Source organism: Thermoactinospora rubra (assembly GCF_002093975.1).
GTDB lineage: Bacteria > Actinomycetota > Actinomycetes > Streptosporangiales > Streptosporangiaceae > Nonomuraea > Nonomuraea rubra_A.
This window is the reverse complement of record NZ_MSZZ01000086.1, coordinates 1-24,149: the sequence shown is the minus strand read 5'-3', so window position 1 is coordinate 24,149 and position 24,149 is coordinate 1. Positions and strand designations below refer to the sequence as shown.

At 68.5% G+C, this 24,149-nt stretch carries 26 protein-coding genes, 2 tRNA genes and 2 pseudogenes; 18 read left to right on the top strand and 12 right to left on the bottom strand.

Annotation, left to right across the window (positions count from 1 at the left end):
• Positions 1–11 precede the first annotated feature (11 nt).
• Positions 12–587, bottom strand: a complete 576-nt coding sequence (locus BSB02_RS37825; protein ID WP_158088865.1) for an ATP-binding protein — start codon at positions 585–587, stop codon at positions 12–14.
• A gap of 783 nt (positions 588–1,370) precedes the next feature.
• On the opposite strand from BSB02_RS37825, the gene BSB02_RS37820 reads away from it, so the two are divergent.
• The 9 genes and pseudogenes from BSB02_RS37820 (at position 1,371) to BSB02_RS42780 (ending at position 8,457) form a co-directional block, all read left to right on the top strand.
• Positions 1,371–2,384 (top strand): Gfo/Idh/MocA family protein, encoded by a 1,014-nt coding sequence (locus BSB02_RS37820; protein ID WP_084965819.1) that lies wholly within the window; start codon positions 1,371–1,373, stop codon positions 2,382–2,384.
• Positions 2,385–2,732: 348 nt separating this feature from the next.
• The gene (locus tag BSB02_RS40320; protein ID WP_143591698.1) at positions 2,733–3,047 is read left to right on the top strand and encodes a hypothetical protein; all 315 of its coding nucleotides are present in this window, start codon (positions 2,733–2,735) and stop codon (positions 3,045–3,047) included.
• Positions 3,048–3,110: 63 nt separating this feature from the next.
• A complete protein-coding gene (locus BSB02_RS40955) occupies positions 3,111–3,260 on the top strand; it encodes a hypothetical protein (RefSeq protein ID WP_158088864.1) in 150 nt (49 codons plus the stop codon).
• 684 nt (positions 3,261–3,944) lie between these two features.
• Entirely contained in the window at positions 3,945–4,634 is a 690-nt protein-coding gene (locus BSB02_RS37810) for a TolB-like translocation protein (protein WP_143591696.1), read from the top strand.
• A 187-nt stretch (positions 4,635–4,821) separates the two neighbouring features.
• Positions 4,822–5,463 (top strand): annotated as a pseudogene (locus BSB02_RS37805) (transposase family protein); the annotation flags it as partial.
• Positions 5,464–5,585: 122 nt separating this feature from the next.
• Positions 5,586–6,746 carry an IS21 family transposase gene (gene istA / locus BSB02_RS37800; protein ID WP_206185107.1) on the top strand — a complete coding sequence of 387 codons (1,161 nt, stop codon included), beginning with the start codon at positions 5,586–5,588 and terminating at the stop codon, positions 6,744–6,746.
• 110 nt (positions 6,747–6,856) lie between these two features.
• Positions 6,857–7,033 (top strand): helix-turn-helix domain-containing protein, encoded by a 177-nt coding sequence (locus BSB02_RS37795; RefSeq protein WP_206185106.1) that lies wholly within the window; start codon positions 6,857–6,859, stop codon positions 7,031–7,033.
• 100 nt (positions 7,034–7,133) lie between these two features.
• A complete protein-coding gene (locus tag BSB02_RS43815) occupies positions 7,134–7,286 on the top strand; it encodes a CopG family ribbon-helix-helix protein (protein ID WP_084965816.1) in 153 nt (50 codons plus the stop codon).
• Between the two features lie 4 nt (positions 7,287–7,290).
• The gene (locus tag BSB02_RS42780) at positions 7,291–8,457 is read left to right on the top strand and encodes a tyrosine-type recombinase/integrase (RefSeq protein ID WP_084965815.1); all 1,167 of its coding nucleotides are present in this window, start codon (positions 7,291–7,293) and stop codon (positions 8,455–8,457) included.
• Positions 8,458–8,562: 105 nt separating this feature from the next.
• Here the strand turns inward: BSB02_RS42780 and BSB02_RS37780 are convergent.
• The 7 genes from BSB02_RS37780 to galU all read right to left on the bottom strand — a co-directional run bounded on the left by BSB02_RS37780 (position 8,563) and on the right by galU (position 13,044).
• Positions 8,563–8,636 (bottom strand) — tRNA-Ala (locus BSB02_RS37780).
• 50 nt (positions 8,637–8,686) lie between these two features.
• Entirely contained in the window at positions 8,687–9,259 is a 573-nt protein-coding gene (gene sepX, locus BSB02_RS37775; protein ID WP_084965814.1) for a divisome protein SepX/GlpR, read from the bottom strand.
• Positions 9,260–9,386: 127 nt separating this feature from the next.
• On the bottom strand, positions 9,387–10,010 hold the full coding sequence (locus BSB02_RS37770) for a GNAT family N-acetyltransferase (RefSeq protein WP_084965813.1): 624 nt from the start codon (positions 10,008–10,010) through the stop codon (positions 9,387–9,389).
• 14 nt (positions 10,011–10,024) lie between these two features.
• Positions 10,025–10,498 carry a MogA/MoaB family molybdenum cofactor biosynthesis protein gene (locus BSB02_RS37765; protein WP_084965812.1) on the bottom strand — a complete coding sequence of 158 codons (474 nt, stop codon included), beginning with the start codon at positions 10,496–10,498 and terminating at the stop codon, positions 10,025–10,027.
• Positions 10,498–10,971: a cyclic pyranopterin monophosphate synthase MoaC gene (moaC, locus tag BSB02_RS37760; RefSeq protein ID WP_084965811.1), complete on the bottom strand. Its 474-nt coding sequence runs from the start codon at positions 10,969–10,971 to the stop codon at positions 10,498–10,500. Before moaC ends, BSB02_RS37765 begins: the two co-directional genes overlap by 1 nt.
• Complete coding sequence (gene glp / locus BSB02_RS37755) at positions 10,968–12,155, bottom strand: molybdotransferase-like divisome protein Glp (RefSeq protein WP_084965810.1); 1,188 nt, start codon at positions 12,153–12,155, stop codon at positions 10,968–10,970. Before glp ends, moaC begins: the two co-directional genes overlap by 4 nt.
• Entirely contained in the window at positions 12,142–13,044 is a 903-nt protein-coding gene (galU, locus tag BSB02_RS37750) for a UTP--glucose-1-phosphate uridylyltransferase GalU (protein WP_084965809.1), read from the bottom strand. The genes glp and galU overlap by 14 nt, the downstream gene beginning before the upstream one ends.
• Before the next feature lie 25 nt (positions 13,045–13,069).
• Between galU and BSB02_RS37745 the strand changes: the two genes are divergently transcribed.
• The 3 genes from BSB02_RS37745 to BSB02_RS37735 all read left to right on the top strand — a co-directional run bounded on the left by BSB02_RS37745 (position 13,070) and on the right by BSB02_RS37735 (position 15,560).
• Complete coding sequence (locus BSB02_RS37745; protein WP_084965808.1) at positions 13,070–13,651, top strand: 5-formyltetrahydrofolate cyclo-ligase; 582 nt, start codon at positions 13,070–13,072, stop codon at positions 13,649–13,651.
• Positions 13,652–13,705: 54 nt separating this feature from the next.
• A complete protein-coding gene (locus tag BSB02_RS37740) occupies positions 13,706–15,211 on the top strand; it encodes a potassium/proton antiporter (protein WP_084965807.1) in 1,506 nt (501 codons plus the stop codon).
• Positions 15,212–15,278: 67 nt separating this feature from the next.
• Positions 15,279–15,560, top strand: coding sequence for an FmdB family zinc ribbon protein (locus BSB02_RS37735; RefSeq protein ID WP_084965806.1), 282 nt, complete (start codon positions 15,279–15,281; stop codon positions 15,558–15,560).
• Between the two features lie 43 nt (positions 15,561–15,603).
• Here BSB02_RS37735 and BSB02_RS37730 read toward each other — a convergent pair whose 3' ends face one another.
• The gene (locus BSB02_RS37730; protein ID WP_084965805.1) at positions 15,604–17,565 is read right to left on the bottom strand and encodes an MFS transporter; all 1,962 of its coding nucleotides are present in this window, start codon (positions 17,563–17,565) and stop codon (positions 15,604–15,606) included.
• A gap of 129 nt (positions 17,566–17,694) precedes the next feature.
• Here BSB02_RS37730 and BSB02_RS37725 point away from each other — a divergent pair, with 129 nt between their 5' ends.
• The 3 genes from BSB02_RS37725 (at position 17,695) to mscL (ending at position 20,059) form a co-directional block, all read left to right on the top strand.
• On the top strand, positions 17,695–18,498 hold the full coding sequence (locus BSB02_RS37725; protein WP_084965804.1) for an S-methyl-5'-thioadenosine phosphorylase: 804 nt from the start codon (positions 17,695–17,697) through the stop codon (positions 18,496–18,498).
• A gap of 545 nt (positions 18,499–19,043) precedes the next feature.
• A complete protein-coding gene (locus tag BSB02_RS37720; protein ID WP_084965803.1) occupies positions 19,044–19,637 on the top strand; it encodes an SAF domain-containing protein in 594 nt (197 codons plus the stop codon).
• A gap of 23 nt (positions 19,638–19,660) precedes the next feature.
• Positions 19,661–20,059: a large conductance mechanosensitive channel protein MscL gene (mscL, locus tag BSB02_RS37715; protein WP_084965802.1), complete on the top strand. Its 399-nt coding sequence runs from the start codon at positions 19,661–19,663 to the stop codon at positions 20,057–20,059.
• Here the strand turns inward: mscL and BSB02_RS37710 are convergent.
• The gene (locus BSB02_RS37710; RefSeq protein WP_240507026.1) at positions 20,056–21,159 is read right to left on the bottom strand and encodes a D-alanyl-D-alanine carboxypeptidase family protein; all 1,104 of its coding nucleotides are present in this window, start codon (positions 21,157–21,159) and stop codon (positions 20,056–20,058) included. The genes mscL and BSB02_RS37710 overlap by 4 nt on opposite strands.
• A gap of 490 nt (positions 21,160–21,649) precedes the next feature.
• Entirely contained in the window at positions 21,650–22,024 is a 375-nt protein-coding gene (locus BSB02_RS37705; RefSeq protein ID WP_084965800.1) for a hypothetical protein, read from the bottom strand.
• 224 nt (positions 22,025–22,248) lie between these two features.
• On the opposite strand from BSB02_RS37705, the gene BSB02_RS37700 reads away from it, so the two are divergent.
• The 3 genes from BSB02_RS37700 (at position 22,249) to BSB02_RS42770 (ending at position 23,110) form a co-directional block, all read left to right on the top strand.
• A tRNA-Arg gene (locus tag BSB02_RS37700) sits at positions 22,249–22,321 on the top strand.
• A gap of 148 nt (positions 22,322–22,469) precedes the next feature.
• Entirely contained in the window at positions 22,470–22,688 is a 219-nt protein-coding gene (locus tag BSB02_RS42775; RefSeq protein ID WP_240507024.1) for a hypothetical protein, read from the top strand.
• 173 nt (positions 22,689–22,861) lie between these two features.
• The gene (locus BSB02_RS42770; RefSeq protein ID WP_240507022.1) at positions 22,862–23,110 is read left to right on the top strand and encodes an HAD family hydrolase; all 249 of its coding nucleotides are present in this window, start codon (positions 22,862–22,864) and stop codon (positions 23,108–23,110) included.
• 408 nt (positions 23,111–23,518) lie between these two features.
• Here the strand turns inward: BSB02_RS42770 and BSB02_RS43810 are convergent.
• A pseudogene (locus BSB02_RS43810) lies at positions 23,519–23,932 on the bottom strand (helix-turn-helix domain-containing protein); the annotation flags it as partial.
• Positions 23,933–24,149 lie beyond the last annotated feature (217 nt).

Here is a 24,149-nt window from a genome sequence, read left to right as displayed (position 1 = left end):
TGATGCTGGCTTCAGGGCCTCCACGAAAGTCGGAGTGGTTCAGACAGCAGGGCGCGGCTGGAGCCGTCAGCCCAGTGCAGATCCTCCAGGATGAGTACGACGGGCTGTTGGGCGGCAAGACGTTCGAACAGGGTTGCGATCTCACCGAACAGGTGCGTCCTGCCGTACGCCGGACCGAGCCCTGGTGCCGGATCGCCTGCCGCTCCCGACGCCGGGCTGCGGGACGGACCGGCAAGTTCTGGGAGCAGGCCCATCAATCCGCCGCAGCCGCTCTCTGGCAGCAATGTCGTGATCGCCTCAACGCCTCGGTCGCGAACCAGCCGCCGGAACGCCGAGGCGAAGGGCGCGAAGGGCAGTCCCTCCGCTCCCAGATCGACGCAACGCCCCCACAGCACGCACGCCCTCTCAGGCAGGGCTTGCGCGAACTCCTCCACCAGGCGCGTCTTGCCGATGCCGGCTTCGCCACTGACCAGCGCCAGGACCGGTCTGCTCTGCACCGCCTGCACGTAGGCCGACCGCAACCGGGCCAGCTCTTCGTCGCGTCCGACGAATGCGGAGCTCGCTCTCCCATCGGTCAAGATCCGCACCTGTTGCTCGCCTCCTTGGCGTCGGCCCGACCGAGGCAGCGCGCCTGGTCGTGACGAGGCATGGGAATGGGGCATAGCGCCTGATTCCGCATGACCAGAACAGCATGGTGACTCCCGCGCGGAGAAGTCCAGTTCGTCGGCGTCGCCAAGGCCATCGCGAGGATCACCTGCTCCGCCACCGGCGGCGTGCGACCTCACGCCCGATACCAGAAGACGGGTGGCGTTCTCGTGCCTGGACCGGGAAACAAGGCGGCGCGCAGCCGGCTGCAGATCCAGGTCCGCTGGCTGATCAAGTCGTCGCGATGGTCGGCCGGCGGCTTCACCTCCCGGGAGGGGCTGTCCAGGTGGGCCATCGGCAGATCCGGCTCGCGCAGCGCGACCCGGGATCAGCCGCCTTCGCCTGGGGATGAAAGGGCCGCATGATGAACTCCCTGTAACCATTGACTTGGTTATAGGGAGAGGTGCCGGGTCTTCCACCATTGGTCCATAGCACAGTCTTGCCGCTGCCCGGAATCATGAACCCATGCTGTGCCGGGCGAACACGTAAGGGGTTTGGCAGGGATACGGTGTGCGAGCGCCGTTGTTTGTGGAAATCATGGATGCTTCCCTGTCGTCGCCGTCCCATGAAGCAGGTATCGCAGGCGTCGAGCGAGCTGCCCCGCGCTTGAGTGCCTGGAGTGCGCCGGAAGGAGGGCGATGATGCCCTTTGCGTCGTATGAGGAGGGCGCATTTACGGATGCCGCGACTGTCGGCCGAATGGGGCGGATGGGCCATGATCGAGGTATGGCCGTGCGGTGGGGCGTGGCCGGCACGGGGGCGATCGCCGACAAGGTGATGCGGGACCTGCTCCACGTGCCGAACGCGGTACTCACCGCCGTCGGCTCGCGCTCGGCCGAGCGAGCGGAGGCGTTCGCCGCCGCGCACGCCGCGCACGCCGGTCACGGGCAGGTCCCAAGGGCGCACGGGTCCTACCGGGGACTGCTCGACGACCCGGATGTGGATGTCGTCTACCTGGCCACCCCGCATCCCCAGCACCGCGCGCTGGCCCTGGCCGCGCTGGCCGCCGGCAAGGCGATCCTGGTGGAGAAGTCGTTCACGGTCACCCCGGCGGCGACCCGGGAGGTCGTCGCGGCGGCGGGCGCGGCCGGCCGCTTCGCCATGGAGGCGATGTGGACTCGGTTCTGTCCGGCCGTGGTCCGGCTGCGCGAGCTGGTGGCCGACGGGGCGATCGGCGAGGTGTGCACGGTGACCGCGAATCTCGGGTTACGCCACCCCGTAGATCCGGCGACCCAGTCCTACAACCCCGAGCTGGGTGACGGCCTGCTATTCCACCTGGGTGTCTACCCGGTCTCGTTCGCCCAAATGTTGCTGGGCACCCCGGAAGCGGTCGTCGCGCACGGCGTCCTGCATGAGAGCGGAGTCGACGTGGAGGAGTCGGTGCTGCTGCGTTACCCGGGAGGCCGCTCGGCGCTGCTGTTCGCCTCGCTGCGGAGCCCGGCCCCCGGGGAGGCCCGGGTGCTGGGCACGACCGGCTGGATCCAAGTGCCGCCGCGATTCCACTACCCCAACCGGATCGTGCTGTACCGCGATGGGCATGCCCCGGAGACCATCGACGCCCCCCTCACCGGCGCCGGCTACACCCACGAGCTGGTCGAGGTCACCGAACGCGTGGCTGGAGGGCACACCGAGAGCGAGATCATGCCGCTGGCCGACACGGTGGCCGTGCAGGACGTGCTGGGCGAGATCGCCGACCAGCTCGACATTCGGGTGGTCGAAGGGCCCGCGGAGCTGCCATGAGCACCGGGCCGCCTGGTGAGCGGTTTTGAGATTCGGTCGCAGTGGCGGCGGACGCGGTCGAGGATCCGGTCGGCGGTCTTGGTCCACCCGAACGGCTCGGCTTCCTCGTTCCAGATCTTGATCCACGCTTCCAGCGCGGTCTTGAGCGCGTCGTGGGAGCAGAAGTTGCCGCGTTTCAGGCAGCGTCGCTCCAGTTCGACGAACCAGCGTTCAACCTGGTTGATCCAGGAGGAGTAGGTCGGGGTGGAATGCAGGGTGAAGTGTTGGAAGGCTCAGTGAGGCATCAGCGGCCTTGCCTTCCGCTATAGGACCATACCGCAGCAAATGATGTTGTAGTTCCATTGGCCCATGGCGGCCTTCGGTATCAAGCTCGCAGCAACAAAGGCGATGTTGGTGGGAGTGGCGGTCGGTGCCGCCGTAATATCCATGACATCAATTGCCCACGCGAATACCATGACGGGAAGCGCCGGCAGCTCGTCCGTGTCTTCGCTGATCAGCGTAGACGGCTCGATGCGCGCCTATTGGCGCTATGCCGGAACATGGGGACACTTCGAGTGCTTCCGGCGAGGGAACCAATACGTCGCCCAGGGCAACGCCTTGGATTATCGGTGTGATGACGTCGGAGGTGGGCGCTCGGAGCTCTGGCTGCTCGTCAATGAATAGCTGTTCGCCGTGGTCGGCCGACACGACCGCCGCCGACGGCATAAACGCGGAGGGAACCCCGCGATGAGATATCGCAAGTTGCATCGGCCTTTCCCGGAAAGGGATCCGCTATGGCGGCGCATCCTGCTGGCGGTATTGAATATTGCCTGGGTTGGTGTGCTGCTGATGATTGTCGGCATGATGTTCCTGCTGTATTTCGACGGCCCGCGATAGTCTGGCCGAGCATCGACCGGGATTGGCCTCCTTCTGAACCCGCTCCCCTTGTCTCAAGCCTTCGCAAAACCCGGGTGTGGTGCACAGAAGTGTGACATGGAGGCCATTGCAGGAGAGTTGCGGACCGCATCGAACCTCATCCGGGCAAGCCCGTCACGGTGACCGTCCTCAGCCACCACCCTTGGGGGGTTACGGGCAATAAGGCCGGGCGTAGATGCCATCCAGCCAGGGCTAACAATGAGCAATTCTTGGGCTCAGAGGAAGGCGCCCTGACGCCCGTGGAGGCGGACAGCAGCTTCACAGAAGTCGGTCACCATGCCGAGGTTCTAACTGGCCTGGATTCTTAAGTGTTCGGTCCGGGGAGTCGAAATGATCGCGAATGCAGGGGTTGCGTTGGCGTTGGCTGCGGTACTCGGTGCGCCGCCTGTCCAACCGCCGGTCGGCAGGTTGCCGGACACCAGCGCCGAGATCGTGGCGAAAATGGCGGGTCGACCGGTCCAGCTCACCTCCTACTGTTGCGTCAAGGCAGGCTCCAGGTATGACCTTTTACATCGATGGGTTTGGAGCCCGGCCAGGCGCGCGTTCGTCAAGCCATACGTCGGGCCCGTGACCGTTTCCCCCGATGAGCGGTGGCAGGTTACGCATGCATCGTTCCGCGTGGACCTTCCTCCCAAGATGCGGTTCTTGGACCGCAGGACCGGTGAATCGACAGACGTCGAGTTGCCCGTTCCTGTTGATCCCGAGACGACCAGCCTCTATCTGGGTGCCGCCTGGCCCACCTGGTCTCCGGACGGCAAGCACCTGCTGCTGAACGTCTTCAAACCTTGGAGGCGCGGCTATGCGCTCCGTTCGGAGGGAATCGTGCTGATCGACGTGCCGTCGCTGGAACCGAGGTTCGTCCGCGTCGAGAACGCCCTCCTCGCGAGCGGCGGCTTTCAGTGGACCCGCGACGGCAAGGGCATCGTGGCCCAGTGGGGCACGAACGGCAAGTCCGTCATCCGCCAGTTCGATCTCCAGGGCGTGGCCAAGCGTACCTGGCCGGTGCGTGGTTACCCGGTTGGCCACGCACTGGGGACGTTCTCCCCGTCGGGTCGCCGCTTCGTCACCGCATGCAGTCCAATGCGCGTAGCCTGCGTGTGGGACACGGCAACCGGCAAGCCTGTCGCCAAGATCAAGTTGGCCAACCCGCGACAGGAGCACAAGCTCGTACGGGATGACGCGCTCGGCTGGTATGACGAGCAGCATCTGCTCGCGCCCGTCCGCCATGGCTACGGCATCGTGGACCTCAAGGGCACGGTCGTTGAGACCCTGATCAAGGTTGACAAGAAGGACCCGGTCTTCTCCCCGCAGTTCGACGCCCGCGACCCTGGCTGATCACCGTTCGATTTCCGCGAGCCTGAAACTTAAGGGACCTTACTAACCAGAAACTAAATTACTGAGGGTTTTCCAACCCGAAGGCGCAGGTCATGGACGTGGCGAGTGTAGGGCTTGATCGACAAGTAGAAGAGCCCCTGGTAGAAGGGTTGTCGACCAAGATCAACATTAGACCAGAGGCTCCGAGTTGCTGTTCTACCGCGCCGCGCTGTCGTTGTCACCTCAGACCTTGTCCTACCTGTCCGGCGTCCTGCGCCGGCACCGCAAGGAGATCAACTCTCCGTGGCGGCGCCTCAACCCCGGCCAGCAGGCCTTGCTCGTCCTCGTTCACCTGCGCAAGGGCGAGACGCTCACCGAGATCGCCGCAGGCTTCGGGGTCGGAGTGGCCACCGCCTGGCGCTACATCCGTGAAGCCGTCACCCTGCTCGCCGCCCGCTCACCCCGCCTGGATCAGGTGTTACGCACGGCCAAGCGCGCCGGCTACCCCTACCTGGTGCTGGATGGCACCCTCATCCCCATCGACCGCGTGGCCGCCGACCGCCCCTACTATTCGGGCAAGCATAAGAAGCACGGCATGAACATCCAGGTCCTGGCTACCCGGATGGCACACCGCTGTGGACCTCCGGATCGCTGCCCGGCTCGGTGCACGACCTCAAAGCCGCCCGGATCTGGGGCATCCTGCACCGTTTGGAAGCCGTCGACCTGGTCACCCTTGCCGACAAGGGCTATGTCGGCGCCGGTGAGCACGTGCGCGTCCCCTACAAGGGGCGCAACAAGCCCGCCTGCAGAAGCCGCCAACATCGCCCATGCCAAGCTCCGCGGCCCAGGGCTGTCCGCGTACGACTCACGTCCAGAGTCCTCGGCGTGTCGATGACGTGATCGACGCGAGGAGTGATCACCCTTCGGCTTGTCGGTTCGCGATCAGACAAGTCCGAAGGGTGACCGCTTCCGATGATCCTGGATCCGGAGGAGTGGATGAACATTCGCAGGTTCCGCATCCTGCATCAGGCGGGCATGAGCATCGCCGAGAGCGCCCGGCAGACCGGGCATGACTGGAAGACCGTCGAGAAGTATCTGACCGCCGAGCCGCCGGTCGCTGCGCCGGTGGCGCCCTCGCGCAAGGGCACCCAGCCCCGCAAGATCGACCGCCTGGCCGGGGTGGTCGATGCGTGGCTACGCGCCGACATTACCCTCAAGGCCAGCGTGATCCACGAGCGGCTGGCCGCCGAGCACGGCTGGGACGGCCACTACCAGCGGGTCAAGATGTACTGCGCCGAAGCCCGGCCGCGGATCGCCGCCGAGCTGGCCGAGCACAACGAGGCCGGGCTGGAGGGGCTGCACCGCCGGTTCGAGACCGTAGCCGGGGCCCAAGCCCAGGTGGACTGGGGCGAGGAAGGTGCGATCTTGGCTCATGCAGGGATCGCCAAGGTTTACTCCTTCCACATGGTGCTGTCGTACTCGCGCGACCCGTTCTGCTGCTTTACCACCAGCCAGGACCTGGCCACGTTCTGGGAGTGCCACCGGCGGGCGTTCACCCACTTCGGCAGCGTCCCGGGCGTGATCGTCTACGATCGCACCAAGACCGTCGTGCGGCGGCATGTCGCCCCGGGCCAGGCGGTGCCGCTGCACCCGGAAGCGGTGGCGGTTGCGGGGCACTACGGCTTCGACATCGACGTGCGGGCCGCCTACCGGCCCACTGGCAAGGGCCGGGTCGAGCGGCAGGTCGAGATCGTCCGCGATCACGTCCTGGCCGGCCGCACCTTCACCTCGCTGGACGAGCTCGATAACGCGTTCGCCGCATGGGTACCGATCCGCCGCGGCCAGGTGCACCGCACCCACGGTGAGGTCATCAGCGTCCGTGCCGAGCGCGACCACGCCGCGTTACAACCGCTGCCCTCGACAGGGTATGTGGTGGCCGACAAGCACCTGCGCCGAGTCGGCAAGGACTGCCTGGTCTCCTTCGAAGGCAGCCTGTATTCCGTGCCGGCCCGCCGGGTGCGCGCCAGGTCGAACAGGTCACGCGGGGACGCTGGCGAGCGCTCCCCGAGATACACGATCCGTAATCGTCCGCGTCCGTTGTCCGTGTCCGTCCGCGCGTCTGCGCGTATATAGCGCCTGACAGACGCTGACGGACGAACGGACGGACGATTACATGCCGTAATCATCGCGGAACCCCGTGAAGGAAGGGAGCCGCACACCGAGGAACGAGAGGGGGGATGCACATGCAGGCATACACCGTCGAGCAAGTGGCGGAGATGCTGAGCATCGGACGTGACAAGGTCTACTTCCTTCTCCGTACAGGCCAGCTCAAGAGCATCAAGATCGGCAAACTCCGCCGGATCACCGACCAGCACCTTGCCGACTTCGTTTCCTCTCTGGAAGCGATAGACGAGGCGTAGAACGTCGTGCTACAAAGTTCTACGGGACGGGTTGTGCGGCACCGCCGCACAACCCGGCAAGCGCCTCTTGATAACTGCATGACACGAAAGGAAGCCGTCAATGACGAGCGACCGAACGACCCTGCCACCCGTCCGGGTGGACGCGGAGCTGAAAAACCGTCTCCGCAGGTACGCCGAGTCGCAAGAGCGGGATGTGTCGTGGGTGATCAGGAAGGCGATTGAGGAGTATCTCAACCGTCACGAGAAGGGGTGATCCCTTGGCCAAAATCCTGATCGGCAAGTACGAAGCGACCATCTATCCCGAGGGGGAGGGCTACACCGGAGCGATCTCCCTCGGGTTCGGTCCCGACGGCAAGCGCCAGCGCCTCAAGCGCAAGGGCAAGACCAAGGCCGTGGTCAAGGACAAGCTGATCAAGGCCGTCAAGGACCTTGAGGCAGGCGTCACCGCGTCGGAGACCTACACCGTGCGTGATGCCGTCAACGACTGGCTCAGCAAGGGCCTCAAGGGCCGGTCTGAGAACGCCGTCACCAAGCTACGCATCCTCGCCGAGACGCACATCATCCCGGCACTGGGGAGGATCAAGCTCCAGCAGCTACGCGCCGATCACGTGGATGAGTGGCTTGACCAGCTCGCCAGCAAGCTGGCCACCACCCTGCGGGAGATTCACAGCGCACTGAAGAGGGCCATCCGGCAAGCTCAGGCACGTGACATGGTGCTCAGGAACGTTGCCGAGCTGGTCACCACGGCCAAGGGTACGGACGGGCGACCGAGCAAGGCGCTCACTCGACACCAGGCAGAAGCGGTACTCAAGGCCGCAGAGTCCTCCGAACTCCATGCTTACGTGGTGACCAGCCTCACGACGGGCATCCGCACCGAGGAAGCCCGCGCGCTGCGCTGGGATCACGTCGTCGCGTGGAGACCCGAGCTCAAGCAGTGGCGACCGGTGACCGAGGTGGGGTTCAAGCACAAGAAGTTCGCCATCTATGTATGGCGCGCCGACCGAGAAGGAGGTGACACCAAGACCCGCACGCTGGAGCTGCCCAAACTGGCCGCTGAGGCACTCCGGCAGCACCACACCCGCCAAGCCGCCCAGAAGCTCAAGGCAGGCGAGACTTGGCAAGATCACAACCTGGTGTTCTGCACGAGCGTCGGCACCCCACTGGATGCCTCGAACGTGCGACGGACATTCCGCAAGATCACGAAGGAAGCAGGGATCGGAACCGCCTGGAGTCCCCGCGAACTGCGTCACTCCTTCGTCTCCATCATGAGTGACCAGGGCGTACCCATCGAGACCATCGCCGATCTCGTCGGGCACGCGGGCACCAGCGTCACGGAAGCGGTATACCGGCACCAGCTCAGGCCAGTGATCACCAAAGGTGCTCAGACCATGAACACCATCTTCGGCGACAGCCGACACGGGTAGAGAGTCCGAGTGAGATGGCTCCCCGATTGGCTCCCATCGACTTCCAGACATGAGAAAAGGGCCTCCGAATTACTCCGAAGACCCTTCTCACCTGCATCTTCCCGGTGGAGATGAGGGGATTTGAACCCCTGACCCCTTCGATGCGAACGAAGTGCGCTACCGGACTGCGCTACATCCCCAAGGACCTCGACTAGATTAGCAAACCCTGGAGGGTCCTCGCGCCATCGAATCAATCACCGACGGCACGCCTCGGCGGATCCGCGTACTGATCGAACAGAACGTCCTCCTGCCGGGCCGTGAAGGCGATGACCTCCGCCTCGGCGGCCTCGCGGGCCGCGAGCTCGGCGAGGCGGCGCTGCTCGCGGCGGCGAGCCCGCTCGCGGCGGGCCTGGACGGCGCGCATCCGCCGCTCCCGGTCCACCTTGACCGCGATGCGCAGCACCCCGAGGTAGGCCAGCAGCACGACGCCCGAGGGAGCCACCCCCCACCACGGGATGACCTTCACCGCCGCCGTGATCACCGAGGCGAGCACCAGCAGCACGGAGAAGAAGAGCATGCGGCGGCGGCGGGCGACGATGATCGCGCGGTGCCGGGCGCGGATGTGGCGGAAGTCGGCCAGCGACCGCTCCAGGGTGTCCGGGTCGTAGGTCTCCGGCTCGGAGGCCACCTCGATCATCTCGTCGACGTCGTAGAGCTCCTCCTGGAGCTCGGCGAGGTGGCTCTTGTCCCGGCGCAGCCACATCGGCACCAGGACGCACAGCCACATCACGACGATGGCAACATAGATGATGGCCGGACTCATGACGGCCTCCGCTGGGCAGCACGAAAACGCATGGGGTCTGGTCGCGTCTTCGATGTGCTCACGTCACGCACCGTAAGACCGCGTGTCACTGATTGACGAGTATTCGGTGCGGTGTGTCGCGAGATCGTCAAAGCTCTTCAACGGCGGAGCCCGCCCGGCGCCACTGGACCAGCAGGCCACGGGGGACGTCCTCCACGGTCAAGGCGTAGCAGATGTGGTCGCGCCAGGCCCCGTCGATGTGGAGCTGGCGGCGGCGGATGCCTTCCTCCCTGAACCCGAGCTTCTCCACCACGCGACGGCTGGCGTGGTTCTCGGGCCGGATGCTGGCCTCGACGCGGTGCAGTCCGGCGGTGAAGAAGCAGTGGTCCACTGCCATGGCCAGGGCGGTGGGGGTGATGCCCCGCCCGGCCAGCGCGCCGTCGATCCAGTAGCCCACCTGAGCGGAGCGCGCCGCGCCCCACACGATGGCGCCCACGGTGAGCTGCCCGGCGAAACGGCCCTCGTAGGTGATGACCCACGGCATGGCCATGCCCTGGCGGGCCTCCCTGCGCAGGGTGGCGGCCATCGAGATGTACGGCCCCAGCCCGGTGCGGAACAGCGGCGTCTCGGGATTGCTGGGTTCCCACGGACGCAGCCAGTCGGCGTTGCGGAGCCTGGTCTCGCGCCACACGCGGACGTCGGTGAGCCGCAGGGGCCGCAGCCCCACGGGTCCCTCCGTCAGCGTCGCAGGCCAGCCTCGAAATCCATCCACGCCTGCATCATCTCTCAGCGGGGGTGGTCACCACCATGGATCTGATCCACCGCGTGACGCAGGATCGGCGCCAGGACGGCCAGTCCGTCGCGCACGCCGCCGGTCGATCCCGGAAGGTTCACGATGAGGGTACGGCCGGCCTGTCCGGCCAGCCCCCGGGACAGCACCGACGTCGGCACCCTGTCGCGGTTGGCCTGGCGGACGGCCTCGGCGATGCCCGGGATCTCGCGGGTGATGACGCGGGCGGTCATCTCGGGGGTCAGGTCCTGGGGCGTGAGGCCGGTGCCGCCCGTGGTGACGATGACGTCGTAGCCGCCGGCCACCCCCTGGCGCAGGGCGTCCTCGACCGGCTGCCCGTCGGGCACGACGAGCGGCCCGTCGACCTGGCACCCGGCCTCGGCGAGCCCCTCGGCCAGGACAGGCCCTGACTTGTCCTCATAAATCCCGGCGGATGCGCGGTTCGACACGGTGATGACGAGAGCGCGCATCACGACGGCCGCCTCCAGATCCCGGTCTTGCCGCCGGTCTTCTCCTCGACCCGCACATCGGTGATCACCGCCGCCGGATCGACCGCCTTGACCATGTCGATCAGCGCCAGCGCCGCCACCGACACAGCGGTCAGCGCCTCCATCTCCACGCCGGTCCGATCGGCGGTCTTCACCACGCAGGTGATCTCCACCCTCGAGTCGACCACCTCCAGGGAGACCTTCACGCCGTGCAGGGCGATCGGATGGCACAGCGGGATCAGGTCAGGCGTCCGCTTCGCCCCCATGATGCCCGCGATGCGGGCCACGCCGAGCGCGTCGCCCTTGGGCACCTCCCCCGACCTGAGCAGCGCGACGGCCTCGGCCGACAGCAGCACACGTCCGGTGGCGGTAGCCGTACGGGCCGAGGTCTCCTTGGCGGAGACGTCGACCATGCGGGCGGCGCCGGTCTCGTCGAGATGCGTGAACCCGGTCATAGCCTGATCACCTGCACGAAAGCGCCGGAGGGCACCTCGGTCACCTCCTCGGGCACCACGATGAGCGAGTTGGCCGCGGCGAGGGCGGCCAGCTGGTGGGAGCCCTGGCCGTGGACGGGCGCGACCGTGCCGTCGTCGGCCAGGATGCCGCGCAGGAACGAGCGGCGGCCCTGCGGCGACCGCAGCGGCGCGGTGGTGCGGGCGGGCACCGGGGCGGGCGGCCCGGCGGGCAGTCCCTGCATCTTGCGCAGAGCCGGCCTGACGAACAGGACGAAGGACACGTACGACGACACCGGGTTGCCCGGCAGCGTGAAGATCGGCACCTGGTCGTCGCCCACCACGCCGAACCCCTGCGGCATGCCGGGCTGCATGGCGACTCGCTCGAACCGCACGGTGCCCAGCGGCGAGAGGGCCTCCTTGACCGGCTCGTAGGCGCCCATGGACACGCCGCCGCTGGTGATGACCAGGTCGGCGCGGACCAGCTGGGCGTCGAGCTGGTCGAGGAACGCCGCGGCGTCGTCACCCACGATGCCCACGCGGAAGCACTCGCCGCCGGCCTCGCGGACCGCCGCGGCGAGGGTGTAGCTGTTGGAGTCCCAGATCTGGCCGGGGCCCAGCGGGTTGCCGGGCTCGACCAGCTCCGCGCCCGTGGAGATCACGACGACGCGCGGGCGCGGGCGGACCAGGACACGGCGGCGGCCGACCCCGGCCAGGATGCCCAGCTGCGGCGGGCCGATCAGCGTGCCGGGCTTGAGCACGATCTCGCCGGCCTGGACGTCCTCCCCGGCGCGCCGGATCGCGTTGCCGGGCGGCGCGGCCCGGCCGATCGTGACCGTGGCCGTCCCGCCGTCGGTCCACTCCACGGGCACGACCGCGTCGGCTCCCGCGGGCAGCGGGGCCCCCGTCATGATGCGTACGGCGTGGCCGGGCCCGACGGCACGCAGCTCGCCGGACCCGGCCGCGACGTCGTCGATCACCGGGAGCGTCACCGGGACGCCCGGCAGGTCCGCGGCCCGCACCGCGTAGCCGTCCATCGCCGAGTTGTCGAAGGGCGGCAGCGGCACGGGCGAGGCGACCTCCTCGGCGAGCGTGGTGCCGAGGGCCTGCTCCAGCTCCACCTCCAGCGGAGCCAGCGCGCGCACCGTGGCCAGGATGTCGGCCAGGTGCGCGTCAACCGATTTCATCGAGGAACTCCCGCAGCCACGGCACGAACTCCGGCGCCAGGTCGGGCCGGTCGGCCGCGAAGCGCACCACCGTGCGGAGATACTCGAGCTTGTCGCCGGTATCGTAGCGCCGGCCGCGGAACAGCACGCCGTGCACCGGCCCGCCGTCCTCGGAGGAGCGCCCGGCCAGCGTGCGCAGCGCGTCGGTCAGCTGGATCTCGCCGCCGCGCCCGGGCGGGGTGTTCTCCAGCACCTCGAACACCGCGGGGTCGATGACGTAGCGCCCGATGATCGCCCAGTTGGACGGCGCCTCGTCCGCCGGGGGCTTCTCCACCAGGTCGGTGACACGCACCACGTCCTCCTCGGAGGTCGGCGCGATGGTGGCCACGCCGTACAGGGAGACCTGCTCGCGCGGCACCTCCATGAGCGCCACGACGCTGCCGCCGTAGGTGTTGCGGACCTCGATCATGCGCTTGAGCAGCTCGTCGCGGTGGTCGATGAGGTCGTCGCCGAGCAGGCAGGCGAACGGGTGGCCGCCGACGTGCTGCTTGGCGCACAGCACGGCGTGGCCGAGGCCGCGCGGCTCGCCCTGCCGTACATAGTGGAGCGTCGCCAGGGAAGCCGGCTCGCGCACCTGGGAGAGCCGCTCGTCGTCGCCCTTGGCCTCCAGCGCGGCCTCAAGCTCGAAGGCCAGGTCGAAGTGGTCTTCGATCGACCTTTTGTTCTTGCCCGTGACCATCAGCACGTCGAGCAGCCCGGCGGAGGCCGCCTCCTCGACGACATACTGGATCGCGGGCTTGTCGACAATGGGCAACATCTCCTTGGGTGTCGCCTTGGTCGCCGGGAGAAACCGGGTGCCCAGACCCGCGGCGGGCACGACGGCTTTCGTCACAGGGTCGAAGTCAGCCATGGTTAGACCCTAGTGGAGGTACCTCATGGACAAGGTGAAGCTCCGCCGCGAACTGCTCGCGGCCCGCGCCTCCCTCTCCCCCGAGCGGCGCCGGGCAAACGCGACATTCATCCGTGAGACCCTCCTCGATCAGCCGTGGGTGCAGATGGCCGGGCTGGTTGCCTGCTACTGGTCTACCGGCACCGAGCCCGAGACGCACGGCCTGGTCCTCGCCCTGTGGAAACACGGCGCCACCGTGATCTTGCCTGTGCACAGAGAGGACGACGATCTGGACTGGGCGGTCTACGACGGCCCGGACACGCTCGCACCCGGACGTTCCGGAATCATGGAACCGGTCGACACGCGCCGGGGCGTCGCGGCCATCCGCACGGCGGCCCTGGTCATCGTGCCCGCGCTGGCCGTGGACAGGACCACGGGCGTACGGCTGGGCCGCGGCGGCGGCTCCTACGACCGCGCCCTGGCCAGGGTTGGCCCCAACGTCCCGACGGTCGCCCTGCTGCACGACGGCGAGCTGGTCGAGGGCATTCCCGCCGAACCTCACGACCAGGCGGTGCGCTGGGCCGCGACACCAGAGGGACTCGTGAGGCTACCGGCCGCGCCCGAGTAAGGCGGGACCGCTGTGCTGATGGAGGGATGCACCATCACTACTCTTGTGCACTAGATGAACCTCGATGTCGTGATCCTGCTCGGCGCCGCCGTCGTCATCGCCGCCATCGCGTCGGTCGCCGTGGCGCATCGAAGCGGGCTGCCCAGCCTCCTGCTTTTCCTCGGCTTCGGCCTGCTGCTGGGCGACTCCGCGCTCGGTATCCCGTTCAGCGATCCAGAACTGGCCCGGAACATCGGCCTGTTCGCGCTCGCCGTCATCCTGGCGGAAGGCGGCCTGACCACCAACTGGCGACATGTCCGGCCCGCCATCCCCAGCGCGCTCCTGCTGGCCACGCTCGGCATCGGGGTGAGTATCCTGATCGTCGCGCTGGCCGTGCGGTACCTGCTCGGCTTCGACTGGCGCCTGGCCCTGATCCTCGGCGCGGTGCTGGCCTCGACGGATGCCGCCGCGGTGTTCTCCGTGCTGCGCCGCCTGCCCCTGCCGCCGCGGCTGGCCGGGATCCTCGAGGCCGAGTCGGGGTTCAACGACGCGCCCACCGTCATCGTCGTGGTGCTGCTCAGCAACATCACCACGCCCATGCCGTCGGCGTGGATGTTCCTGTGGAACACCGTGCTGGAGCTGGCCATCGGCGCCGCCGTGGCGTTCGTCGTGGGCCCGGCCGGCGCCTACGCGCTGCGCCGCGTCGCCCTGCCCGCCTCCGGCCTGTACCCCCTCGCCGTGCTGGCCCTCACCTTCGTCTCGTACGGCGGAGCCGTCATGGCGCACGGCTCCGGCTTCCTGGCCGTCTACCTGACCGGGCTGATGCTGGGCAACGCGCGCCTGCCGCACCGCGCGGCCACGCGCGGGTTCGCCGAAGGGGCCGCGTGGCTGGCGCAGATCGGGCTGTTCGTCATGCTGGGCCTGCTGGCCAGCCCCAAGCAGATGTCCTCCTCGATCGTTCCCGGCCTGATCGCTGGAACGGTCCTCGTGCTGCTCGCCCGGCCCATCTCGGTCGTGGTGTGCGCGCTGGCGGCGAGGGTGACGAGGCTCGACACGATCAGCTGGCGCGAGCAGGCGTTCCTGTCATGGGCCGGGCTGCGCGGCGCGGTGCCCATCGTGCTGGCCACCATCCCCTGGGCGGCGGGGGTGCCCGGCTCGCAGGACCTGTTCGACCAGGTCTTCGTCATCGTGGTGGTGTTCACGCTGGTCCAGGGCCCGACGCTGCCGTTCGTGGCGCGGCTGCTGCGCGTGAGCGCCCCCGCCGAGGCACTGGACCTGGAGGTCGAGTCCGCCCCGCTGGAGGAGCTCAACGCCGACCTGCTGCAGGTCAGGGTCCCGCCGGGGTCGCAGCTGCACGGCGTGGAGATCTTCGAGCTGCGGCTGCCCGCCGACGCGGCCGTCACGCTCATCGTGCGCGAGGGCAAGTCGTTCGTGCCCAGCCAGACGACCCGCGTCAGGGTCGGCGACCAGGTCCTCGTGGTCACCGCCGCCAACTGCCGTGAACAGGTCGAACGCCGCCTGCGGGCCGTCTCGCGCGCCGGCAAGCTGGCCGGTTGGTACGGCGAGCGAGGTATGGAATGAGTCAGCTCGGCGTGTCGTTTATGATTAGCAGTCGCATAGGTCGAGTGCCAGCTTTTAGGAGGAGCGCGTGCCCACCTATCAGTACGTCTGCAATGACTGCGGTGAGCAGCTCGAGGTCGTCCAGAAGTTCTCCGACGACGCTCTGACGATCTGCCCCGCCTGCCAGGGCAAGCTTCGCAAGGTCTTCTCCGCGGTCGGCATCGTGTTCAAGGGGTCGGGCTTCTACCGCACCGACAACCGGTCCTCGTCCAGCACCTCGAGCACGACGAGCAGCAGCAACGGCAAGTCGGAGAGCAAGTCCGACTCGTCCTCGACCTCGGCTCCCGCGGCGGCCGCCGCCTCCAGCTGACGCTCCCGGCCCGCGGCCCGGCCATCGCCTCCACCCGGCACGATCAACGATCACGGTCGGCGCCGAGCAGCCCGGGTGAGATGCGGTCGCACATGAGCGCCAGCTCCGGATGGTCGCCCCAGTCCGCCAGCAGCGCGCGAAGCGTGTGGCCGCAACGGACCACCAGGTCCGCCGCCTTGCGCTCTCCCTCCGGCGTCAGCCTCAGCGACTCCCCGTCGGGCGACCGGACCACCAGCCCAGCCTCGACGAGCCGGTCGACGTACGGCCGGCCCCGCGCTCTGGGGACCTTCGCCCTCGCGGCCAGCTGCTCGGCACGCACCCAGTCGTGCCCGGCGAGCCTGGCGACCACCCAGACGCTCTGGGGCGGGAAGTCTCCCATGCCCACGGCCGCCCCGAGCCTGGCGTAGTAGTCGCGGCGCAGCTCGGTGTCGGCCAGCCGTACCAGACCGCGCTCCACCTCCTCCAGCGAGCTGCGCTCGGCCGAGGTGGCGCCCAGGCCCTCGCCCAGGTCGATCGCCTTCGTCGTCTCCCTGAGCCGGCGCTGCGGGATGAACCACGACAGCACGAACGCCACGGCCACGACGGGGGCGGCCACCGCGAACACCGTCGCGATCGAGTCGGCGTAGATGTGGAGGAAGTCGCCGCGGAGCTGCGGGGGAAGCCGCTGGATCACCGTCGGGTCGGCCTGCGCCGCCGCCGGGTCGAAGCCCTGCGGCAGCGGTGTGGTCCTCACGACCTCCGCCAGGTCGTCGCGCAGGCGCGAGGTGAACACCGAGCCCAGGACCGCCACGCCGAACGAGCCGCCGATCGAGCGGAAGAACGTCGCCCCGCTGGTGGCGACACCGAGATCGGCATGGCCGACGGAGTTCTGCACGACGATCACGAGCACCTGCACGGCCAGGCCGAGGCCGGCGCCCAGGGTGAGGAGGTACAGGCTCACCGTCAGCGTCGAGCTGTGCTCGGTCAGCGTGGACAGCAGCAGCATCCCGACCGTCGCGACGGCGGTCCCCAGGATCGGGTAGAGCCTGTATCGTCCCGTGCGGGCGATGAGCCGGCCGCTCAGGATGGAGAACCCGAGCATTCCGGCCATCATCGGCACCAGGTGCACGCCCGACATGGTGGCGCTCACGCCGTACACGACCTGCATGAACAGCGGCAGGTAGGTCAGCGCCCCGAACATGCCGAAGCCCACGACGAAGCCCACCAGCGACGCCATGGTGAACTCCCGCATCCTGAACAGGCGCAACGGCAGCACCGGCTCCTTGGCGCGGGTCTCCGCGAACCCCCACAATCCGAGCATCACCGCGGCGGCGACGAGCAGGCCGACGATCACCGGGTCGGTCCAGGCGTACGTCTGGCCGCCCCACGTCGTGACCAGCACCAGGCAGAAGGTCGCGCCGCCGAGCAGCACCACCCCGGCATAGTCGATCCTGTGGCGGGTGCGCTCCGGTTTGGAGGGAAGCGCGTAGACGATCACCAGTAGCGCGACCACGCCGATCGGCAGGTTGATGTAGAAGACCCAGCGCCAGGACACGTGGTCGACGAACAGCCCGCCGAGCAGGGGGCCGACCACGCTGGAGACGGCGAACACGCCGCCGAACAGGCCCTGGTATCTGCCGCGCTCGCGCACCGGGACCACATCGCCGACGATCGCCTGGGCGAGCACCATGAGGCCGCCGCCACCCAGCCCCTGGAGGCCGCGGAAGGCGATGAGATGGCCCATCGTCTGGCTCAGGCCGCACAGCGCGGAGCCGGCCAGGAAGATCACGATCGCGGTGATGAAGAGCCTCTTGCGGCCGTACTGGTCGCCCAGCTTGCCCCACAGCGGCGTGGAGACCGCGGAGGCCAGCATGTAACCCGTCACCACCCATGACAGGTGGTCCAGCCCGCCCAGGTCGCTGACGATCGTGGGCAGCGCGGTGGAGACGATGGTCTGGTCGAGCGCGGCCAGGAGCATGCCCAGCATCAGCGCGACGAGGATGAACCAGAGGTCTCGGCGGCGCATGCCGGGATCATACGAGGAGTGATCGAGTGATCACTTTCCGGGTTGTGGATATCCGGTTTGGCGGTGAAGTTATCCACAGGGCCCGGCCGGGGCGCGCTGCGGGATCGGCGGGGCGGTTACTCTCACGCCATGGTCACTCGCGCAGAGATCGGCGTCATCGGCGGTTCCGGCTTCTACTCCCTCCTCGACGAGGCCGAGGAGGTGGAGCCGGCCACGCCGTACGGCCCGCCGAGCGACGTCGTCACGGTGGGCCGCATCGGGTCACGGACGGTCGCCTTCATCCCCCGGCACGGGCGGGATCACCGCTTCCCGCCCCATCGCATCCCCTATCGCGCCAACCTGTGGGCGCTCCGCTCGCTCGGCGTCCGGCAGGTCATCGCCCCGAGCGCGGTCGGCTCGCTCCGGCCTGAGCACGGGCCGGGCACGCTGGTCGTCCCCGACCAGTTCGTCGACCGCACGTCGGGGCGCGCGCAGACGTTCTACGACGACGGGGCCGTTCACGTGTCGCTGGCGGACCCCTACTGCCCTTCGGGACGGGCGGTGGCCGTCGCCGCGGCGCGCTCGCAGGGCTGGGAGACGGTGGACGGCGGCACCCTGGTGGTCATCGAGGGGCCGCGCTTCTCCACCCGGGCGGAGTCGCGGTGGTTCTCGGCCAACGGGTGGACCATCGTGGGGATGACAGGGTTCCCCGAGGCGGTCCTCGCGCGGGAGCTGGAGCTTTGCTACACGTCGCTGTGCCTGGTGACGGACCATGACGCAGGGGTCGAGGCGGGCGAAGGGGTGACGCACGAGGAGGTGCTGGCGTTCTTCGCGGCGAACGTGGCGAAGATGCGCACGCTGGTGGCCCAGGTCGTGGAGGGGTTGCAGGTGGAGCGCACGTGCGACTGCGGGTCGGCGCTGAAGGGGATCAAGCTGCCGATCGAGCTGCCGTGAGGGGCGCCTGGACGGGCGTTCTGTCCGGGCACCGGTCCCGCCGCGGGGCGACGGTTCGTCCTTGACCCGTGATGTCCGGGACGAGGGGTGAGCCGGGGCCTGGGTTGTGCCGCCCGGTTCCGGCTCGGACGTTGAGCAGAGGACGGGACGGCATCGGCTCGTCCCGGCTCGTGGCGTCTTGGGGCGCAGCGATGCCGGTGCTCGCTGAGCCTTTGCGTCTTTGAGCACTGAGTCTTTGAGCTGCTGAGCTTTTGGGTCGCTGAGCCTTTGAGCAGCCGAGCTTTGAGCTGCTGGGCCGCTGAGCCGCGACCTTCGGCCTGAGCGGGCAGCGGCGGACCGCAGACGGCGACCCGGCTGCTTGGCGTGGTTGCCGTCCATCCCCGGCGACCGCTTCACGCCGCCGCAGGGCCGTCCTGGCACGAACCGGCACGGGAAGGCCACGGCGGTTCGTGCCTTCCAACGGCGGACAAAGTCCGCAAACCAATGAAGACCTGCAGCCGGGATCCGCGCCCCCGGCTCCGGCCCGCCTGACGAGGAGTCGACACATGCGCACCTGGATCCGCCGGTTCGGCCGGCGCCGGCGTCTCATCGCCGCGGCCCTGGCCGCCGTGGCGATGACCTCCGCCCTCGCCGTCGTACGGCCCGGCGAGGGCCCGGCCTCGACGGTCGTGGTCGCCGCCCGGGACCTGAGCCCGGGCGTCCTGCGACCCGGCGACACCCAAGCCGCCCGGCTGCCCCGCTCCGCCGTACCGGACGGAGCCCTGACCTCGGACCCCGCTGGGTGGGTTCTCGCGGCTCCGGTACGGCGGGGCGAGCCGATCACGGACGTGCGGCTCCTGGACGACCCTCTGCTGGCGCGGCTGACGCCCGGCCTGGTGGCCGCGCCGGTGCGGATCGCCGACTCCGACGCCGCACGGCTCGTCCGGCCAGGTTCCACCGTCGGCGTGCTCGCCGCCTGGGAGAACGCGCCTGCCGCGCACACCATCGCCGAAGGGCTGACCGTCCTCGCGACACCCTCGGCGGGGGACGACCACGGGGCACTCCTCGTGCTGGCGGCCACGCCGGACCAGGCCTCGCAACTGGCGGCCGCACAGGCGGGCGGCCGCCTCTCGATCACGATCCTGAGACACGCAACGTAGTCAGTCAACTACGATTCGGCAGCATGAGCGGATTCAAGAAGTTCCTCATGCAGGGCAACGTGATCGAGCTCGCCGTCGCGGTGGTGATCGGCGCGGCGTTCACCGCGGTCGTGAACTCCTTCGTCGCCGACCTCCTGACTCCGCTGATCTCGGCGTTCGGCGGGCTGCCCGACTTCTCGTCCCTGAAGGTCACCATCGGCCAGTCGAACTTCATGTACGGCAGGTTCATCAATGCCATCGTGTCGTTCCTCATCGTGGCGGCCGCCGTCTACTTCCTGGTCGTCAAGCCGTACACGCATCTCAAGGAGCGCCGGTCCGCCGCCCAGGAGGCGACGCACCGGGAGTGCCCGGAGTGCCTGTCGGAGATTCCGATGGCGGCCAGGCGCTGCGCGTTCTGCGCGAGCGAGGTGGCGTCGCACTAGAGGATCGAGTCGGACTTGGGGTCATACTCCCAGTGCCAGGGCTCGAAGGGGCTGGAGTACGCCCAATCCGGGTGGATCCAGCCGTACCGCTTGCCGTACTTCTCGAGCCAGTTGAACTGCGGCGAGCGGAAGCGTTCGACGCCGCCGCACAGGTCGACCGCCAGGCCGAGGCCGTGGTTGCTGCGGCCGGGCACGGCGGCGAGCCCGGGCCTGCGGTAGTAGATCGACTGCTGCTCGGCCAGCGTGCGGTAGGCGTCCGAGACGCAGATGTCGCGCCCGAACTGCTTCTTGTAGGCCTCGTTGAGGCTCACGAACGCGATGGCCGCGTCGGCCCGCAGCAGGTGGCCGCGCTGCTGGATGGGGCAGAGCAGGTTCTTGGGGATCAGGCCGTTGGGGTAGCGGTCGGCGTCGGCGACGCCCAGCGGGTTGCAGGCCAGCGCGGCACGGCCCACCTTGTCGATCTTGATGCCGAGCTTCACCAGCGCCTGCGTGAGCTCCTTCACGACCTTGTCCGAACGCTGCCTGAGCAGGTCCACCTCGGCGGCCATCTGCGCCTCGGCCAGCAGGTTCGCCGACCACAGCTCCTGAGCCTCGGCGGCCAGCCGCTGCTTGTCCGCGTACAACCGTCCGGTCTCCTCGACCGCCTGCTGCCTGACCGCGACGATCTGCCCGGCGTCCACCATGGCGCGCAGCGTGCTCTCGTCGGCCTCGCCGGACAGGAAGGACATGAAGCCGCCGCCGATGGGGCTCTGATAGTACTGCTCGGCGATCTGGGCGACGGGCCGGCGCCGGATGGACAGCTCCTTCTCCATCCGAGCGAGTTCGTCGAGTTTGGCCTTGAGCTGGTCCTTCGCGGCGGCTATCTCGTTACGCCGCTTGATCAGCGCTTTGTCCGCCTCTTCGAGCTGTTTTGACGCCTTCTCGACCTCTTTGCGGAGTTCGGTGAGGTTCGTGGGGTCCTTCTCGACCGCCTGGGCGGTAGCCGCTGCTCGGGGAGGGGCGGCGGAGGCCGGCACGGGGGTGACAAACAGGGAGGTCGTGGCCATGAGGACCGCGATCAGACCCGCTGATCGAGGGGATGGCACGGTGAACTCCTCCATTTGCACACTCGTTACCTTGGTCAGGCACGCACGTTACTACAGCGGTCTCGATGCGCGGACCGAAGTCCAGAGAGCCGTTATGTCCCGGTTAGGGATTGGTGTCCGCCTTCACAGACTGCGGACCACCATTCGGCGCGGTGAGCGAAATTCCGGATCTTGGCTGGTTTGAGCCGTCGGGGGGCTTCGGACGGTTGGTGGGGTGTCCGTGATCGGGCGCTCATGCCTTCTGTGGCGATTCGCGGGGCTCGCCTCGTACAGGGCGGGGGCTGGGGGTACTCAGTGGGCGCTGGGCTGCTTCCGCCTCAGCGCATTGTCCTTGCGGTGTCTCTTGGGGTTCTTTCACCTCCGTGGAGGCTCCTGCGACGCAGCCATGAGGCCGGCTCGCCGTCCCCGCACGTCGCCGAGGCGCATGGCATGAAGCTTGGCTGCTCCTCCTCGCAGCTGTGCGCCTGTGGCTTCGCGGCCGCATGGCTGGCTGGCGGCTCCTCCGCTATGGCCCTTCCTGCATGGCGTGGCGCTCATGCTCCCGGCACAGCTCCCACAACCACGTCTCCCGCCACTCCCCCGGGCATCCGACCCTGCGTCTGACCACCGGCCGCTGCCTGACCTGCGGCTGCACGTGCTCTACCGGCGCGGATCTGTTCTCCACCACGGGTACGGCATGCCGTACCGTCTCCACCTCAACCGGCTGGATCGCGGCAGGAATCACGCCTTCGTACAGCTTGTCCGGATGCGGCGGCGCCGGGGCGACCACGGGCTCGAAGGCCGCGCGCTCGAACGTTGCCGTGACGGTGACGGCCCCGGCCTGCTGCCGGTAGGTGTACTCCCCGGCCACCAGCCCACCGGCCAGGATCGCGGGCGCCACGAGCGCCGCCCCCAGGGCGATCGGCCGCCCACGTGTTCGCCTGTGTGTCCGTCTGCTCCGCCTCCGTGCCACGGAGGTGACGCTAGCCAGATCCCGAGATCGGCCAGGGGACCGCTTGCCATGGCTTTACCGCAGCTCAGGCTAGGAATGACCCGCGGCATGAACAACTCGTGGATCGTGGGGGCGCATGCAGTGCTCAGATTTCGCTAGGCTTAGGGCATTGCGCCTCCGTAGCTCAGGGGATAGAGCACCGCTCTCCTAAAGCGGGTGCCGCAGGTTCGAATCCTGCCGGGGGCACCTCGATGACCAGTGATTTGGGCTTTGACCTGCGGTTGTGCGCCGCAGGTCTTTTGCTTGGTAGGCCACGGAAGGCAACCGTGTGCAGCCGTAGGACGAAGATCGTGGGACTATTGCGGGACGATCATGAGGGTTAAAGTGCCGTCTTGTGCAGCGCCTCGCCCTCTTCGACCTTGACCGGACGCTCATCGACCTGGACGCCGTGTTCGCCGTGTGGGCGCAGGAGTTCGCCAAGGCACACGGGCTGGGACGCCGGGGCGCCGAGTACCTGATCAAGCTCGATCGCAGCGGAGTGCCACATCGGGAACTGCTCTTCGCCAAGGTCCGGGAGCGGTTCGGCCTGCGCGCTCCGGCCGAGACGCTCTGAGCGGCCTACCGGCGGCGCATGCCGTACCTCGTGCGGTGCTGCCCGGGAGCGCTTGAAGGTCTGGCCGGGCTGCGGGCGGAGGGGTGGCGGGTCGGGATCGTCACCAACGGCACCGCGGACAACCAGCACGGCAAGCTCCACCAGACGGGGCTGGCGGATACGCGGTCTCGGGGGTGGAGGGCATCCGCAAGCCCGACACCGGGCTGTTCGAGATCGCCGCGAAGCGCTGCGGGACCGGGCTGGAGCGCGGCGGGTGGATGGTGGGCGACAACCTCGTCGCCGACATCCGGGGAGGCCGTACGGCAGGGCTGCGCACGATATGGATCCATAGCAAGCGGCACCGCGGCGAGAAGCACCAGGCCGATCACATCGCCGCAGATGTCGTGGAAGCCATCCGGCTCATACGAGAGGCGACGCCGTAGATCCATCCGCCGTGACGATCGCGGCGATGGTTGGCGTCCGTAGCCGGCCGGGGCGATCGCCGCCGCAGGGCCTCCTTCGTCGGCCGCACGGCACCGGTGACCGTGGCTGATGCCGGCGATTGGCGTCCCCTACCCGTCCCCGTGCAAGGGCGAAGGCCCCGGTGCGAGACCAGGGCCTGGATGTGAGCTGCGGCTAACTAGCGGAGAGCGTCGTTGATCTCCCCGTTGATGTGCTCCTGCTGGCCATCCATGCACGTGGCGTAGACGCGGAGCAGGACATCCACGCTGTGCCCGGCTCGCTTGGCCACCTCGGGCGCCGGCACTCTCGCGTTCAGCCAGAGCGAGACAGCGGCATGCCGCAGATCGTACGGCCTGGCCGCCGGCGACGAAGCGACCTGGGCGGGCTGAGCGCCGGCTTGCGCGCCTCCTGCCACACGTAGGAGTAAGCACCTGGCACGACCAGCCATGCCGCCTGAGCAGCTTCCAAACTCCGGCCGATCACCCGCCGGATGCGGGCCAGGGTCCAGCACCGGTCGTCCCAGCCGTACGCGGCCGGGCCGTGCAGCAGCGCGGCCTCCAGCCGGGCGAACTGCGCCTCCTCCAGCAGCGGCAGCCAGGCCGGCCGTGGGAGGCCGGCGCCGCACTGCCGCCGCGCGCCCAGGCGCGGTGCCACCGGTTGGCCGACATGCGGCTGACCCGCAGGTGCTTGGCCACCTGGGGGTCGGCGTAGCCGCGAGCGAACAGGCCAGCCGCCTCCAGCCGGACCTGTTCGCGCTTGGCGCATTGCGCGGCGGTCAGCCCGCCGCCGTGCGCGTACCGCATGACCTGGGCATACCGCCGAAACCCGGGAGGGTCACATGATCGGAGAAATCACGAATTAAAGGTCGGTGAGTGGGTTGTCTGTCGACTCGCCGAGCCCGAGGTGATCATGTGGCTCCTCGGAATGCGTCCGCTTCCCGGAGCCTGCCGTACGAGAGCCCTTCCCGGCCGTCCAGGGAGCCTTTTTCATCCTCTCGCGACCTCGTAGTTCTGCAGGACG